The organism is Marinobacterium maritimum (assembly GCF_039523155.1).
Taxonomy (GTDB): domain Bacteria; phylum Pseudomonadota; class Gammaproteobacteria; order Pseudomonadales; family Balneatricaceae; genus Marinobacterium; species Marinobacterium maritimum.
The window spans coordinates 789,202-804,062 of sequence record NZ_BAAAET010000001.1; the positions used below are offsets into that span (position 1 = coordinate 789,202).

Annotated in this window: 12 protein-coding genes and 4 tRNA genes; 14 read left to right on the forward strand and 2 right to left on the reverse strand. The window is 56.1% G+C overall.

Going from position 1 to position 14,861, the window contains the following annotated elements; genetic code table 11:
• Positions 1-79: 79 nt before the first annotated feature.
• The gene (gene cysS / locus ABD013_RS03555; protein ID WP_343802381.1) at positions 80-1,471 is read left to right on the forward strand and encodes a cysteine--tRNA ligase; all 1,392 of its coding nucleotides are present in this window, start codon (positions 80-82) and stop codon (positions 1,469-1,471) included.
• Positions 1,472-1,552: 81 nt separating this feature from the next.
• Here cysS and ABD013_RS03560 read toward each other — a convergent pair whose 3' ends face one another.
• A complete protein-coding gene (locus tag ABD013_RS03560; protein ID WP_343802384.1) occupies positions 1,553-3,394 on the reverse strand; it encodes a PAS domain S-box protein in 1,842 nt (613 codons plus the stop codon).
• Positions 3,395-3,509: 115 nt separating this feature from the next.
• Positions 3,510-4,364, reverse strand: coding sequence for a bifunctional methylenetetrahydrofolate dehydrogenase/methenyltetrahydrofolate cyclohydrolase FolD (folD, locus tag ABD013_RS03565; protein ID WP_343802387.1), 855 nt, complete (start codon positions 4,362-4,364; stop codon positions 3,510-3,512).
• Positions 4,365-4,584: 220 nt separating this feature from the next.
• On the opposite strand from folD, the gene ABD013_RS03570 reads away from it, so the two are divergent.
• The 13 genes from ABD013_RS03570 to pqqB all read left to right on the forward strand — a co-directional run bounded on the left by ABD013_RS03570 (position 4,585) and on the right by pqqB (position 14,857).
• Positions 4,585-4,661: transfer RNA gene (locus ABD013_RS03570), tRNA-Arg, on the forward strand.
• A 35-nt stretch (positions 4,662-4,696) separates the two neighbouring features.
• Positions 4,697-4,772, forward strand: a tRNA-His gene (locus tag ABD013_RS03575).
• Between the two features lie 33 nt (positions 4,773-4,805).
• Positions 4,806-4,890, forward strand: a tRNA-Leu gene (locus tag ABD013_RS03580).
• Positions 4,891-4,913: 23 nt separating this feature from the next.
• Positions 4,914-4,989 (forward strand) — tRNA-His (locus ABD013_RS03585).
• A 221-nt stretch (positions 4,990-5,210) separates the two neighbouring features.
• Positions 5,211-6,554, forward strand: coding sequence for a trigger factor (tig, locus tag ABD013_RS03590; RefSeq protein ID WP_343802390.1), 1,344 nt, complete (start codon positions 5,211-5,213; stop codon positions 6,552-6,554).
• Positions 6,555-6,650: 96 nt separating this feature from the next.
• Entirely contained in the window at positions 6,651-7,286 is a 636-nt protein-coding gene (gene clpP, locus ABD013_RS03595; protein ID WP_343802393.1) for an ATP-dependent Clp endopeptidase proteolytic subunit ClpP, read from the forward strand.
• Positions 7,287-7,391: 105 nt separating this feature from the next.
• Positions 7,392-8,666, forward strand: a complete 1,275-nt coding sequence (gene clpX / locus ABD013_RS03600) for an ATP-dependent protease ATP-binding subunit ClpX (RefSeq protein WP_343802396.1) — start codon at positions 7,392-7,394, stop codon at positions 8,664-8,666.
• Positions 8,667-8,882: 216 nt separating this feature from the next.
• Positions 8,883-9,869, forward strand: coding sequence for a DctP family TRAP transporter solute-binding subunit (locus tag ABD013_RS03605; RefSeq protein ID WP_343803964.1), 987 nt, complete (start codon positions 8,883-8,885; stop codon positions 9,867-9,869).
• A 63-nt stretch (positions 9,870-9,932) separates the two neighbouring features.
• Complete coding sequence (locus ABD013_RS03610) at positions 9,933-10,427, forward strand: TRAP transporter small permease (RefSeq protein WP_343802399.1); 495 nt, start codon at positions 9,933-9,935, stop codon at positions 10,425-10,427.
• The gene (locus ABD013_RS03615; protein ID WP_343802402.1) at positions 10,417-11,721 is read left to right on the forward strand and encodes a TRAP transporter large permease; all 1,305 of its coding nucleotides are present in this window, start codon (positions 10,417-10,419) and stop codon (positions 11,719-11,721) included. Before ABD013_RS03610 ends, ABD013_RS03615 begins: the two co-directional genes overlap by 11 nt.
• A gap of 194 nt (positions 11,722-11,915) precedes the next feature.
• Positions 11,916-13,436 carry an acetaldehyde dehydrogenase ExaC gene (exaC, locus tag ABD013_RS03620; RefSeq protein WP_343802405.1) on the forward strand — a complete coding sequence of 507 codons (1,521 nt, stop codon included), beginning with the start codon at positions 11,916-11,918 and terminating at the stop codon, positions 13,434-13,436.
• Positions 13,437-13,787: 351 nt separating this feature from the next.
• On the forward strand, positions 13,788-13,859 hold the full coding sequence (gene pqqA / locus ABD013_RS03625; protein WP_003243383.1) for a pyrroloquinoline quinone precursor peptide PqqA: 72 nt from the start codon (positions 13,788-13,790) through the stop codon (positions 13,857-13,859).
• Between the two features lie 77 nt (positions 13,860-13,936).
• Positions 13,937-14,857 (forward strand): pyrroloquinoline quinone biosynthesis protein PqqB, encoded by a 921-nt coding sequence (gene pqqB, locus ABD013_RS03630; protein WP_343802408.1) that lies wholly within the window; start codon positions 13,937-13,939, stop codon positions 14,855-14,857.
• The last annotated feature ends 4 nt before the right edge of the window (positions 14,858-14,861 follow it).

Here is a 14,861-nt window from a genome sequence, read left to right on the forward strand (position 1 = left end):
CAATCCTAACGTTTGAAACATCGTTTGTAGCCTCGCCCCGGGATGGGCGTTTTCATTTCACAGAGTTCGGCAGACCCAAATGCTTCATATCTACAATACACTGACCAACAGCAAGACGATTTTTACACCGATCGAGCCAGGCAAGATCCGCATGTACGTGTGTGGTGTTACGGTGTACGACCTCTGTCATATCGGTCATGCACGTGTCATGGTGGCGTTCGACGTGATTACCCGTTACCTGCGAGCTCGCGGCTGGGATGTCGATTATGTGCGTAACATCACCGATGTGGATGACAAAATCATCCGTAGGGCAGCGGAAAACAATGAAACAGTCGATCAGTTGACCGAGCGTATGATCGCCGCGATGCACGAAGATGAGACTCGTCTGAATGTGCTGCGCCCTGATCAGGAGCCGCGTGCGACCGCGCATATCGGCGATATCATCGATATGGTGCAGACGCTGATCGACAAGGGTTTTGCCTATGCAGCCGAGAACGGTGATGTCTACTACCGGGTTGAGAAGTTCGAAAGCTATGGTCGCTTGACCAATAAGGTGATCGAAGACTTGCGCTCTGGTGCTCGTGTCGAGGTTGAAGAGGCCAAGGAAAGCCCGCTGGACTTCGTGCTCTGGAAAGCGGCTAAACCGGGTGAGGTCAGTTGGGAATCTCCCTGGGGGGCGGGTCGTCCAGGCTGGCATATTGAGTGTTCTGCCATGTCCAAGTGCTGCCTGGGGGATACCTTCGATATTCATGGTGGTGGCCCCGACTTGCCATTCCCGCATCATGAAAATGAGATTGCACAGTCCGAAGCGGCCAACGGCTGTACTTATGCCAATCACTGGATGCATGCGGGCCCTGTTCGCATGGGCAAGGAGAAGATGTCCAAATCACTGGGTAACTTCTTCACCATTCGAGAGGTGCTCAAGCACTACAACCCGGAAGTGGTACGTTACTTCCTGTCCAGTGTGCACTATCGCAGCTATATCGATTATTCCGAGGATGGTCTGAAGGAAGCGCAGAGTGCACTTGAGCGTTTCTACCAGGCGCTGGCTGCCGTTGAGGTTGCGGAAAGCTCAGAAGGCCTGGATAACGATTTTGAGGCGCGCTTTTGTGAGGCGATGGATGATGACTTCAATACGCCGCGCGCGTTGGCTGTTCTCTTCGAACTGGCCAGTGAGCTTAACAAGGCGGTGCGTGAGGGGGCTGAAGAGGCGCCCGCACTGGCGGCGCAGCTGAAGCAGCTTGGCGGCATGATCGGTTTGCTGGAGCAGTCACCCAAGGCGTTTCTGCAAGGCGAGGCGGGTGAGGGTGACCTGACGGCTGATGAGGTCGAGGACCTGATTGAGCAGCGTAACCAGGCGAGAAAGGATAGAGATTTCGCTGAAGCTGATCGCGTGCGCGATCTTTTGGCTGAAAAAGGTATCGTGCTCAAGGATGGCCGGGAGGGCACTAGCTGGTATCGTGAGCAATAATTCTGCCGGATACTGTGCATTAACGCCGCCCTTTGAGGCGGCGTTTTTATTGGTGTTTGCTGCAGCTAATCGTTATCAGCTTCAGCGGGCTTTGCTTCGTTCATCATTGGTATGCAGGGCAAGGCCATTGCGTTGTTCGGTTACATCACGCATCAGGCAAACGAAATGGGTGATCTCCTGATCTTCATTGCGCAGGGCATGGATATCTGTTTCCTGAATATACAGGTGGCCATTTCTGCTGCGGTTGATGATGTCGCCCTGCCACAGCCCGCTCTCCGTGATTGATGACCAGAGTTGATAAAAGAACTGGCTGCTGTGCTGGCCCGAATTCAGCAGGTCGGGAGTGCGCCCAATGGCGTTCTTGCTGCTGTAGCCGGTCAGGCGTTGAAAAGCGGGGTTGATCAGTTCAATTTGACCTTTGGCATCGGTGACCATGAGTGCATCATGGCTGTGTTCAAGCAGAATATGGGTCATCCGGGCTTCAAGACGTTGCTGTTTCTCGTCTGAAATGTCTCTGAAAATGACTTGGGTTGCTTCCTGGCTCTGGTGGTTGATCAGAGAGCTGGAAACCTCTGCCATAAATGGCTGGCCATTCGTGCGAACCAGTAGTTGCTCGGCGGGTTCAAGTGGTGAGCCCTGGCTTAGTGTGGCGCGTCGACGTCGTACAAGCTCCATGCTGCTTGGGTGTACCAGGTCGGTGATAGGGCGATGGTAGAGTTCTTCAGGTGAGGTGCAGCCAAAGAGGCGTGCGGCATGCTGGTTCGCCAGCTCTACCCGGTCATTGACATGAACTACGATCGCTTCCGGGGACTGGGCAAACAGGGATTTGTAGCGCTGGTGCATCTCTTCGGCGCGCGAGGCCATCTTGCGGCTCAGCTGAAGTGCCTGTTGGCGAGTAATAATGAAGAACATGGAGATCAGGGTCAGCATCAGGGTGAGCGAAAGCCCTGATGTCAAAGTGGCAATGTCATACCGGCGCGTGAAGGTTGCGTTTGCGCCAGGGTCAAGGTTGGAGATCTGCAATGTCAACGAATGCTTGCCGATATTGAGTACCCTGGTGAGTGACAGCGCGCTTTCTGTGTCGCCGAGGGCAGGGTGAGTGTCGAAGCTGGGGGTGTTCAGGGATTCGCGTGTATCGATCAATTCTACCCGCATTGGCGTGGATAGATCTTTGAGGCTTGCTTCGATCAGCATGCTCATGCTGAAACCAATGGTTACGATGCCCAGGAAGCGGTCTGTTACATCGTCTTCTGTGCTGCGTACAGGCAGCATTTGCAGGTAATCCAGTGAATTGATGTCGGTTGGCAGCAGGGAGAGGGGGCGGCTGAGGACCATGCGTCCGGTGCGCATGGTTTCCAGAACAGCCTGACGGCGCTTTTCCTCGCTCATCAGGTCATATCCCAGCATTCGCTCTTCAATGCTTTTCGGGACCAGGTGCAGCACGGCAAGGCTTGGTTGATTATCGGCTGGTGGCGGGAAGATTTTCAGCCTGCGCGTGTCTTGCCGGTTAAAGTTGGCAGTAAAGGCTGCGCGTTCGTGGGCAGGGATGAAACGGGTAAAGCTCAGGCCTACAACGCCCAAGTCGCCATAATCAACCTGAAAGGAATCAAACATTCTATGCCAGCGAGTATTGATCTCGGCGGAAGGCAGTGATGAGTTGTTCAGGATCAAGCCTCGGCCGGTCATCATAAGCAAGGAAAAGCGGTCGATTTTTTCCTGGATGACCCGGGTGGTTTGCTGCACGGTGGCCTGAAAGCGATCCAGCGTCAGTTCGCGAGACTGTTGTGCGGCTTTGGATGACAGGTAGAAGCTGAGGCAAAGGCCAGAAGCGAGAATCAGTACCGCCAGTAGTGGGCTTTGGCGGATTCGGTGGCGCCATGTGCTGTCCCTGGTGCTTGTATCAAGCTGGGCGTCAAGTTGCATCCTGCATATTCCTGATGATGTAGTGCTGTACTGTTCCTGGTGAGACTGTGTCGCTGGCAGGTGGGTGGCTTGATAAGCAGGCCCGGTTCGTCAGTCGGCGAACCGGGCTCAGCAATCAGGCGTCGAGGCGGTTGGCAGCTTCCAGCGTATTTTCCATCAGGCTGGCTACTGTCATCGGTCCGACACCGCCCGGTACGGGCGTGATCCAGCCGGCTCGTTCAGCGGCGGGTGCATAATCAACATCGCCGACCAGGCGGCCGTCGTCCAGGCGGTTGATGCCAACGTCGATAACGATAGCGCCCGGCTTGATCCACTCGCCCTTGACTAGTCCCGGGATGCCGACACCGACAACAACGATATCAGCGCGACGAACATGCGCTTCAAGGTCGCGGGTGAAACGGTGAGTCGTGGTGGTGGTGCACCCTGCCAGCAGCAGCTCCAGTGTCATCGGACGGCCGACAATGTTGGACGCACCAACAATCACGGCTTCCTGGCCATGCAAATCGACGCCGGTTGAAGCCAGCAGTGTCATCACGCCTTTAGGGGTACAGGGGCGCAGCACCGGGATGCGCTGTGCCAGGCGGCCCAGGTTGAAGGCATGGAATCCGTCAACATCCTTGTCGGGGCGGATGCGCTCCAGTACTTCAGTGGAGTCCAGATGTGCCGGCAGTGGCAGCTGTACCAGGATGCCGTCTACATCGCTGTCTTCGTTCAGCGCGTCAACCAGTTGCAGCAGTTCTTCACGGGACGTCTCGGCCGGCAGGTCGTAGGCCTTGGAAGTGATGCCTACCTCGGCACAGGCGTTTTTCTTGTTGCGAACATAAACCTGGGAGGCCGGGTCGCTGCCCACCAGGACTACGGCGAGGCAGGGCGCACGCTTGCCTGCGGCCAGGCGGGCGTCGATACCGGCGCGAACCTGTTGACGGACGTCGGACGCGATCTGTTTGCCATCAATGATCTGAGCGCTCATGGGTGAGGTCTTTTCCTTTAAGTACATTGTAGATGCAAAGAATGAGGTGATTTTCTCATCTTTGAGGCCCGGGAGCCAATGGACTTTTATCGCTCTTTTGGTTACAGGATGTTGTTTCTGTTAAAAAAAATGAAAAAAGGTGTTGACGCGGCCGGGGAGTGCGCCTAATATACGCACCTCCTCGAGACGGGGTGTTACTCAAGACGAGGCGGCGTATAATGCGCTCGTAGCTCAACCGGATAGAGCAACGGCCTTCTAAGCCGTAGGTTGCAGGTTCGAGTCCTGCCGGGCGTGCCAGGCTGTCTGGATGGTTGAGTAAAAAAGAGGTTGTGGTGGGCGTAGCTCAGTTGGTAGAGCCCCGGATTGTGATTCCGGTGGTCGTGGGTTCGAGCCCCATCGTCCACCCCATTACCTCAAGCAACATCATCGGCGTTTGCTGATGCGGACGTGGTGGAATTGGTAGACACGCTGGATTTAGGTTCCAGTGCCGCAAGGTGTGAGAGTTCGAGTCTCTCCGTCCGCACCATGAACACCCGATACACTAATGTGGTGGGCGTAGCTCAGTTGGTAGAGCCCCGGATTGTGATTCCGGTGGTCGTGGGTTCGAGCCCCATCGTCCACCCCAGTGTATCTCCTCTCTTTCTTATATCTCCTTGTTTTTATTCATTTTACGGCGCCTTTTTGCGCTGTTTTTGCGTTCTGTAATGTGGCGTTTCGCTTGACTAATGGCGGCGCTTGCATGAAAATTTCGCGCTTTAGAATTTTGGCTCTGCTGGTCGGTCGTTCTATATTAAGACGAGCCTGCAGGTCGCTACATCATGCTGCAAACTATTTGTGAGGATCTCCATGCAAGTTTCTGTTGAAACGACTTCCGGCCTTGAGCGTCAGATGACCATCACTGTTCCGGCTGAGCGCATCGACCAGGACGTAGACAAACTGGTTGCCCAGCAGGCACGCACTCGCCGTCTGGATGGCTTCCGTCCGGGTAAAGTACCGCCCAAGGTGATCAAGCGCATGTTTGGCAGCTCGATCCGTCAGGACGTACTGGGGCAGGTAGTTCAGGAAACCTTCTACACCGCCGTTGAGCAGGAAAAACTGCAGCCGGCTGGTGGCCCGAGCATCGAATTCAAGAACGACAAGGAAGGTGAAGACCTGCAGTACGTTGCAACCTTCGAAGTGTACCCGGAAATCGAACTGAAGGACCTGGCCGGTGTTGAACTGGAGAAGCAGACAGCTGAAATCGCTGATGCCGATCTGGAGAAAATGATCGAAACCCTGCAGAAGCAGCAGGCCAACTGGACTGAAGTTGACCGTGCAGCCGCTGAAGGCGATCGCGTGAAAATTGATTTCGAAGGTTTCATCGATGGTGAAGCATTCGAAGGTGGCAAGGCTGAAGGCCACGACCTGGTGCTGGGCTCCGGCGCCATGATCCCGGGCTTCGAAGCTGGCCTGGAAGGCAAGAAAGCGGGCGAAGAGTTCGACCTGGAAGTATCTTTCCCGGAAGACTACCACGCTGAGAACCTGAAAGGTAAAGCGGCTGTCTTCAAGACCAAGGTACAGTCCGTTTCTGCTCAGGAACTGCCGGAACTGAACGAAGAGTTCTTCTCTCGCTTCGGTATCGAAGAGAAAGAGCTGGACGGCTTCAAGGCTGAAGTACGCAAGAACATGGAGCGCGAACTGAAGCAGGCGCTGAAGATGAAGCTGAAAGATCAGGTCTTCACTGAGCTGCTGAAAGTTAACGCCATCGAAGTACCGGCTGCGCTGATCGACAGCGAAATCGACAACCTGCGTCGTCAGGCGATCCAGCAGTTCGGCGGTCAGGATGCTAATATCGACCCGAACATGCTGCCGAAGGAAATGTTCGAAGATCAGGCCAAGCGTCGCGTAAGCGTCGGCCTGCTGGTTCAGGAAGTCGTTAAGACGGCTGAACTGGAAGCGGACGAAGATCGTGTTCGTGAAACCGTTGAAGAGATGGCTTCCACTTACCAGGATGCCCAGCAGGTTATCGACTGGTACTACGGTAACGACCAGATCCTGAACCAGATCAAGAGCCTGGTGCTGGAAGATCAGGTAGTTGATCATCTGGTGGCATCTGCTAAAGTCACTGAAAAGGCTGTTCCTTACGAGGAAGCCATTCAGCCGGCTCAGCAGCAGGAAGAAGTTGCTGACGCAGAAGAAAGCGAAGCCTGATCCGGAACCCCGGTCAGGGCGTAAGCCATAAAGGAAACGACAGTTGGCTTGGCTGACTGTCGTTTTTTTGCTTATCAGGGTAAGGAGAATTAGTGCATGGCAGATATCTACACTGGGCGCACCAACGAAATCAGCAACTCCGGCCTGGTGCCGATGGTTGTCGAGCAGAGCTCACGCGGTGAGCGAGCCTACGATATCTACTCCCGCCTGCTCAAGGAGCGGGTGATTTTTATGGTGGGGCAGGTCGAAGACCATATGGCCAACCTGATCGTGGCTCAGCTGCTGTTCCTGGAAGCCGAGAACCCCGATAAGGATATCCACCTCTACATCAACTCTCCGGGTGGCTCGGTAACGGCTGGCATGGCGATTTACGATACCATGCAGTTCATCAAACCGGACGTCAGCACCATGTGTATCGGTCAGGCTTGCAGCATGGGCGCCTTTCTGCTGGCAGGCGGTGCTCCCGGCAAGCGTTCTGCGCTGCCCAACGCCCGTATGATGATCCATCAGCCGTTGGGTGGTTACCAGGGGCAGGCTACGGATATCGAGATCCATACCCGTGAAATCCTGACTATCCGTGAAAAGCTCAATCGCCTGCTGGCAGAGCACACTGGGCAGGATCTCGAGACCGTCGTGCGTGATACTGATCGCGACAACTTCATGGATTCGAAGACGGCAGCCGAATACGGCCTGATCGACAGCGTTTTGGAACGCCGCCTGGGCACCGACTGATGTCATCACCGGTACCGGGTTGCCCTGACCGGATCATCTGTTCAGGGTTGAAATTGTCCGGTATCGGGCGCATACAAAGAGTAAATGGTTTTTTGAGGTAAGAAGATGGCAGACGAGACGACCGGCAAAGGGGGCGAGGGCAGCAAGCTGTTCTGTTCCTTCTGCGGCAAAAGCCAGGATGAAGTGCGCAAATTGATCGCAGGTCCCTCTGTCTTTATCTGTGATGAGTGTGTTGATCTCTGTAACGACATCATCCGTGAGGAGATTCAGGAGATCGACGAGCAGGAGACGCGTGAGACCCTGCCTACACCGGCAGAGATCAAGGCAACCCTGGATGACTATGTTATCGGTCAGGAGCGCGCCAAAAAGGTACTGGCTGTTGCGGTATACAACCACTACAAGCGTCTGCGTTTCCAGCAGAAGGGCGATGTGGAACTGGGTAAGAGTAACATTCTGCTGATTGGTCCGACCGGGAGCGGTAAAACGCTGTTGGCCGAAACCATGGCGCGCCTGTTGAACGTTCCGTTCACCATCGCGGATGCTACCACGCTGACCGAAGCGGGTTACGTGGGCGAGGATGTCGAAAATATCATCCAGAAGCTGCTGCAGAAATGTGACTATGATGTCGAAAAAGCCCAGCTGGGTATCGTCTACATTGACGAGATCGACAAGATTTCGCGCAAGTCTGACAACCCGTCCATCACCCGCGATGTGTCTGGTGAGGGCGTACAGCAGGCATTGCTGAAGCTGATCGAAGGTACGGTGGCATCGGTTCCGCCTCAGGGTGGTCGTAAACATCCGCAGCAGGAATTCCTGCAGGTGGATACGTCTAACATCCTGTTCATCTGTGGTGGTGCTTTCGCGGGTCTGGAAAAGATCATCCGCGATCGCAGCGAACGCAGCTCCATCGGCTTCAGTGCGGTAGTCAAGAGCAAGGACGAGAGCCGTCTGAGCGAAGTGCTGCACGATGTTGAAGCGGAAGATTTGGTCAAGTTCGGTCTGATCCCCGAATTTGTCGGTCGTCTGCCGATGGTCGCAACCCTGTCGGAGCTGGATGAGGAAGCGCTGATCCAGATCCTGACCGAGCCGAAGAACAGCCTGGTCAAACAGTACCAGGCACTGTTCGAGATGGAAGGGGTTGAAGTCGACTTCCGCGAAGAGGCACTGAAGGCGGTTGCCACCAAAGCCCTGGAGCGTCGCACCGGTGCCCGTGGTTTGCGCTCCATCCTCGAAGCGACTTTGCTGGATATCATGTACCAGCTGCCGTCATTGGAGAATGTAGCCAAGGTTGTGATCGACGAAGGTGTTATCAGTGGCACTTCCGAGCCGATTCTGATCTACGAGAATCAGGACGCGCCCAAGGCTGCCCCGGACCATTAAACCTTGGTCTAGTATCCTTCTGAAAATCCCCGCTTTGGCGGGGATTTTTCGTTTTTTGTTATAAATCTGCAGCAATTCATTTTGCGCCGGCTTCTATCAGCACTTTATAATCTTCCCGCGGTTGTTAACATCCGAACTAATTTGGACCTGCGTTGCACCGTGTCTGCTGGATCATAACGATAAAGGACTGGATAGATGCTCAAACGTCGTACATTCATGGCTGCAGCGGCTGCCTGCATGCTGATGAGCCCCATCGCCCATGCCGAATACAAGGCTGAATACACCGTCTCTACCGTGCTGCCGTCTGCATTCCCCTGGGGGCAGGCTGCTGACAAATGGGTCGAGCTGGTGAAGGAGCGCTCAGAAGGGCGCATCAACATGAAGATCTACAGCAGTGCACAGCTGGTGTCAGGTGACCAGACCAAGGAATTCTCGGCCATGCGTTCCGGCCTGATTGACATGTCGGTCGGCTCCACCATCAACTGGTCGCCGCAGGTGCCTGAGCTGAACCTGTTCTCACTGCCGTTCCTGATGCCGGACCACGCCTCGATCGATGCGATCACCCAGGGCGAAGCCGGCAAGGCCGTATTTGCCGCGATTGAAAAGCGTGGTGTGACGCCGCTGGCCTGGGGTGAAAACGGTTTCCGTCAGTTGTCCAACTCCAAGCTCAAAGTTGATGAACCGTCTGATCTCCAGGGTCTGAAGATCCGTGTGGTCGGTTCACCGCTGTTCCAGGATACCTTCACCGCTTTGGGCGCCAACCCGACCCAGATGAGCTGGGCCGATGCCAAGCCGGCCCTGACCACGGGTGCCGTTGATGGCCAGGAAAACCCGCTGTCCGTTTTTGACGTGGCACGTATCGACCAGGTGGGCCAGACGCACTTGACCCGCTGGGGTTACATGGCCGATCCGCTGGTATTTGCGGTTAGCACCCGTGTATGGCGTCAGTTCTCGCCGGAAGATCAGCAGCTGCTGCAGCAGGCCGCGATTGATGCCGGCAAGTGGGAGATCGAGAAATCCCGTGCCGAGCTGGAGGCTACTCTGGCCAAGATCAAGGAGCGTGGTGTTGAGGTCACTGACCTGACACCGGAACAGCACGCCGCTTTCGTTGAAGCGACCCGGTCCGTGTACGAGAAATGGACTCCGCGCATCGGCGAAGAACTGGTCAAACAGGCTCAGGACGCGGTTGCCAACCGCAAGTAACGTCTCTGAACCGCCTGAACGCCCGCCTTTCGTGCGGGCGTTGTTGTCTTGAACGGAGCTGAAATGTCTACTCGACGCCCCAAGTTCAGGCCTGAGGCCTGGCTCGCCACGCTGGCGCTGATCGCGATCTGTCTGATCAGCCTTGGTAACGTCATCGTCCGTTATGCGACTGATGCATCCTTCGCCTTTACCGAAGAGTTTTCGGTGTTCTTCCTGGTTCTGCTCACATTTGCCGGTGCGGCCGTAGCGGCACGGCACAATCAGCATATTCGCATTGAACTGATTGAGCATCACCTGCCCAAGGGGATGTTGAAGCTGGTGTTTGTTCTGCAGTGGCTGGCCGGCATGATCGTGCTGGGCATCACGGCCTGGTATGGCTCAGTGTTTGCGCTGGAAGAGTATCAATGGGAATCACTGTCTCCGGGGCTGGGGCTACCGAACTGGATTTATGTGGTCTGGCTGCCGCTGATGGCGGCGGCGATCATGATCCGCATGACCCAGAACCTGATCGATCGTTTGCGCGGCAAAGAAGACGAGGAGGTGATTCATGAGTCCTGATCTGCTGATGATCGCCAGCTTCCTGATTGCCCTGCTGCTGGGGGTGCCGGTGGCGATCGCACTTGGCCTGGGCGGTGTGGTCGGCATTGTCACCGGCCTTTCACCGGATATGCTGGCGACGCTGGGTACCAACACCTACAACAGCGTGGCCAAATACCCGCTGATCGCCATTCCGCTGTTTATCCTTACCGGTCTGATCTTTGAACGGGCAGGGGTGGCGGGGAGCCTGGTTCGTTTCGCCCAGGCGTTGATTGGCCCGCGCCATGGTGGTCTTGCTGTGGTGGCCGTGCTGGTGTGCCTGATCATGGGGGGCATGAGCGGATCCGGCCCGGCCGATGCTGCCGCCGTCGCCATGGTAATGCTGCCCAGCATGCGCAAGGCGGGCTATCCGCAGCCCTTCTCGGCTACGCTGATCGCGGCCTCTTCATCAACGGCTATCCTGATTCCGCCGTCGATTGCGCTGATCCTGTACTCCATCGTGGTGCCGGGGGTCGACCTGCGCGCGCTCTTTGCTGCAGGTCTCTTTCCCGGCATCCTGGCTGGTCTGTCGTTGCTGGTACCGGCGTTGCTGTTGGCGCGCAAACATGGCTGGGAAGACCCTCAGGCGTCAGAACGTCCGCCGATCTGGGAGAGCTTCAAGGCCGCACTGCCGGCACTCTTTGCTCCGGTGATCATCCTGGGCGGCCTGCGCTCAGGCCTGTTCACCCCAACGGAAGCGGCCGTGGTGGCCGTGACCTACGGCGTGATCGTCGGCAGTCTGATCTACCGTAACCTGAGTTTCAAGGATCTGTTCAACCTGATGACCGAGGCCGCGGTCACATCAGGTGTGGTAATGCTGATCATCGCGCTGGCCGGCATCTTTGCGTGGGCGGGCACTACGCTGGGTACCTTCCAGCATCTGGCGGAAGCTTTACTGTCCCTGTCCGATAATGGCTGGGTGCTGTTGCTGCTGGTGATGCTGCTGGTGCTGCTGGCGGGCATGCTGCTGGATGCGGTGTCGATCTATCTGATCCTGATCCCGATCCTGCTGCCGCTGATGAATCACTTTGGCTGGAACCCGGTCTGGTTCGGTATTCTATTGGCAATGAATATCGCCATCGGTCAGTTTACGCCTCCGGTGGCGGTAAACCTGATGGTGACCACTCGGATCGCCAAGATCCGTCTTGAGCACACCATGGGCTGGGCGCTGATCTTTATTGCTGCCATGGCCTGCAGTCTGTTGCTGGTGATGCTGGTGCCGGGCATTGCGCTCTGGCTGCCCGATAAGCTGGGCTACGTGGTCGGTAACTGGTAACGTCTGCTCCGAGAGTGGGGGGCAGCCCCCACTCATTTTGACCCCTCTCAAAACTTCCTACTGTCTACTACTAAAGAGCCATATTCTCAGGCCCAAGGCACTATACTCGGATATCGATAGCGGTAGCTAAGATTGAATCGTCAATCGTTACTGCTCTTCGAGCGTGATGCGAATAACAACAAGAGGCTAAGAATATGATCTACGCACAGCCAGGACAGGCAGACTCCATTGTCACTCTGCAGCCGCGTTACGGCAACTTTATCGGTGGCGAATGGAAAGCCCCGGTCAAGGGTGAGTACTTTCAGAACATCTCACCGGTGACAGGCGAAGCCTTCTGTGAAATCCCGCGCTCCACTGCCGAAGATATCGAACTGGCACTGGATGCTGCCCACGCCGCCAAGGATGCCTGGGGCCGTACCTCCGTTACTGAACGTTCCAACATTCTGCTGAAAATTGCCGATCGTCTGGAAGCGAATCTGGAAAAGATCGCTGTTGCCGAAACCTGGGACAACGGCAAGGCCGTTCGTGAAACCCTGGCGGCTGACGTGCCGCTGGCCGTCGATCACTTCCGTTACTTTGCCGGTTGTATCCGTGCGCAGGAAGGCTCCATCGGCGAAATCGACGAAAACACCGTTGCTTACCACTTCCACGAGCCGCTGGGCGTTGTTGGTCAGATCATTCCGTGGAACTTCCCGCTGCTGATGGCCGCGTGGAAAATCGCTCCGGCACTGGCGGCAGGTAACTGCATCGTACTGAAGCCGGCTGAACAGACTCCCTGGTCGATCCTGAAGCTGGTTGAAGCGATTGAAGACCTGCTGCCGGCAGGTGTGCTGAACGTAGTTAACGGCTTTGGTGCAGAAGCTGGTCAGGCGCTTGCAACCAGCACCCGCATTGCCAAGATCGCATTCACCGGTTCTACCCCGGTGGGCTCCCATATCCTGAAATGTGCCGCCGAGAATATCATCCCGTCTACCGTTGAGCTGGGCGGCAAGTCGCCGAACATCTACTTCGAAGACATCATGGATCACGAAGATGCCTTCATCGACAAGTGTGTCGAAGGTACCGTGCTGGCGTTCTTCAACCAGGGTGAAGTCTGCACCTGCCCGTCCCGTCTGCTGGTTCAGGAAACCATTTATGACCAGTTCATTGAGCGGGTGATCGACCGTATCAAGAAGATCAAGCGTGGCAACCCGCTCGATACCGAAACCATGGTCGGTGCCCAGGCGTCTCAGGAACAGTTTGAAAAGATCCTGGGCTACCTCGACATTGGTCGTAACGAAGGCGCTGAAGTGCTGATCGGCGGTGACAAGGAGCAGCTGGGCGATGACCTGAGCTCCGGCTACTACATCCAGCCGACTCTGCTGAAAGGCACCAATGACATGCGTGTTTTCCAGGAAGAGATCTTTGGCCCGGTTGTCTCCGTGACTACCTTCAAAGACGAAGCGGAAGCGCTGGCCATCGCGAATGATACCGAGTTCGGTCTGGGCGCAGGCGTATGGAGCCGTGACATGAACCGCTCTTACCGCATGGGTCGTGGCATTCAGGCTGGTCGTGTCTGGACCAACTGCTACCACCAGTATCCGGCACACGCTGCCTTCGGTGGCTACAAGAAGTCTGGTGTTGGCCGCGAAACTCACAAGATGATGCTCGACCACTACCAGCAGACCAAGAACATGCTGGTGAGCTACGACATCAACCCGCTAGGCTTCTTCTAACAGGCCGCGCGCTCTCCGAAGCTCTGCACAAGGATGTGCGATTCACGGCTGCTTCACCCTGGCAGCTTCTGCTCTGCAGCAAAACTTTAACGGCCCTCCGGGCCGTTTTTTTATGTGTGAATGTATGGCACGTCACGGGAGGCTTAACACGAGTGCATGGACGCACAAGAAGGGTGAAGCATGAGCTGCAGAAGGTGTCCGGAGGCTGTGTTCCAACGGTTGTATGCCACCAGTTGATATACCAAATCAGCCCTGAATTCGTTCCAAAGTACCATGTTGGGGCAGGGGGGCAGTTGCCTACTATCAAGGTGTCTCCAATGACACACCGATAACAAAAACGAGGAAAGCATCATGTGGACTAAACCTGCCTACACTGACCTGCGCATCGGCTTTGAAGTTACCATGTACTTTGCCAACCGCTAAGCATGTCGGGCGGTCCTGAAGGGCTGCCCACTTCTCCTGCCAAACGGCAATTCCTACCCCCAGCGGATATCAAAATAATGAAAATACAGATCTTAGGCTCAGCGGCCGGGGGCGGCTTTCCGCAGTGGAACTGCAACTGCGACAACTGCAAAGGCCTGCGTAACGGCACCCTGAATGCCAAGGCCCGTACCCAATCATCCATCGCTGCCAGCCTTAACGGCCGCGACTGGATCCTGTTCAACGCCTCACCGGATATCCGTGCTCAGCTGGAAAGCTTCGAGCCCCTGCAGCCCAAGCAGGGCAAGCGCGATACCGGTATTGCCGCTGTCGTATTGATGGACAGCCAGATCGACCATACCACGGGCCTGCTGATGCTTCGCGAAGGCTGTCCGCACCAGGTCTACTGCACGGATATGGTCAAACAGGATCTGAGCACCGGCTTCCCGGTGTTCAACATGCTGGAGCACTGGAACGGTGGTCTGGTATGGAACCAGGTTCCCAGCAGTGATACCTACAACGAATTCACCATCCCGGAAGTGCCCGGTATCACCCTGACGGCCGTGCCGCTGCGCTCCAGTGCGCCGCCGTACTCGCCGCACCGTAATGACCCGCATCCTGGCGACAACATCGGCATGCTGCTTAAAGATGACGCTACGGGCCGCTCACTGTTCTACGCACCGGGCCTGGGCCAGATCGAAGAGCATCTGCGTCCGATCATGGAGCAGGCGGACTGCCTGTTGGTCGATGGCACACTGTGGCGCGAGGACGAGATGATTCACGCCGGTGTTGGCGATAAGCTGGGCGTGCATATGGGCCATCTGCCGCAGTCCGGTGAAGATGGCATGATTGCCTACCTGGATACGCTTAATAAGCCGCGCAAGGTGCTTATCCATATCAACAACACCAACCCGATCCTGATCGAAGACTCGCCTGAACGGGGCGTGCTGGCCGAGCACGGGATCGAGGTCGCCTTTGATGGCATGAGCATCGAACTCTGAGGAA

What these genes read in the sequence shown, in the direction of transcription:
- folD (WP_343802387.1), bottom strand. Translation starts at nt 4,364, where the DNA reads ATGAGCGCTCAGATCATTGATGGCAAACAGATCGCGTCCGACGTCCGT.
- pqqB (WP_343802408.1), top strand. Translation starts at nt 13,937, where the DNA reads ATGAAAATACAGATCTTAGGCTCAGCGGCCGGGGGCGGCTTTCCGCAG.
- ABD013_RS03605 (WP_343803964.1), top strand. Translation starts at nt 8,883, where the DNA reads ATGGCTGCAGCGGCTGCCTGCATGCTGATGAGCCCCATCGCCCATGCC.
- ABD013_RS03560 (WP_343802384.1), bottom strand. Translation starts at nt 3,394, where the DNA reads ATGCAACTTGACGCCCAGCTTGATACAAGCACCAGGGACAGCACATGG.
- tig (WP_343802390.1), top strand. Translation starts at nt 5,211, where the DNA reads ATGCAAGTTTCTGTTGAAACGACTTCCGGCCTTGAGCGTCAGATGACC.
- cysS (WP_343802381.1), top strand. Translation starts at nt 80, where the DNA reads ATGCTTCATATCTACAATACACTGACCAACAGCAAGACGATTTTTACA.
- exaC (WP_343802405.1), top strand. Translation starts at nt 11,916, where the DNA reads ATGATCTACGCACAGCCAGGACAGGCAGACTCCATTGTCACTCTGCAG.
- ABD013_RS03615 (WP_343802402.1), top strand. Translation starts at nt 10,417, where the DNA reads ATGAGTCCTGATCTGCTGATGATCGCCAGCTTCCTGATTGCCCTGCTG.
- ABD013_RS03610 (WP_343802399.1), top strand. Translation starts at nt 9,933, where the DNA reads ATGTCTACTCGACGCCCCAAGTTCAGGCCTGAGGCCTGGCTCGCCACG.
- clpP (WP_343802393.1), top strand. Translation starts at nt 6,651, where the DNA reads ATGGCAGATATCTACACTGGGCGCACCAACGAAATCAGCAACTCCGGC.
- clpX (WP_343802396.1), top strand. Translation starts at nt 7,392, where the DNA reads ATGGCAGACGAGACGACCGGCAAAGGGGGCGAGGGCAGCAAGCTGTTC.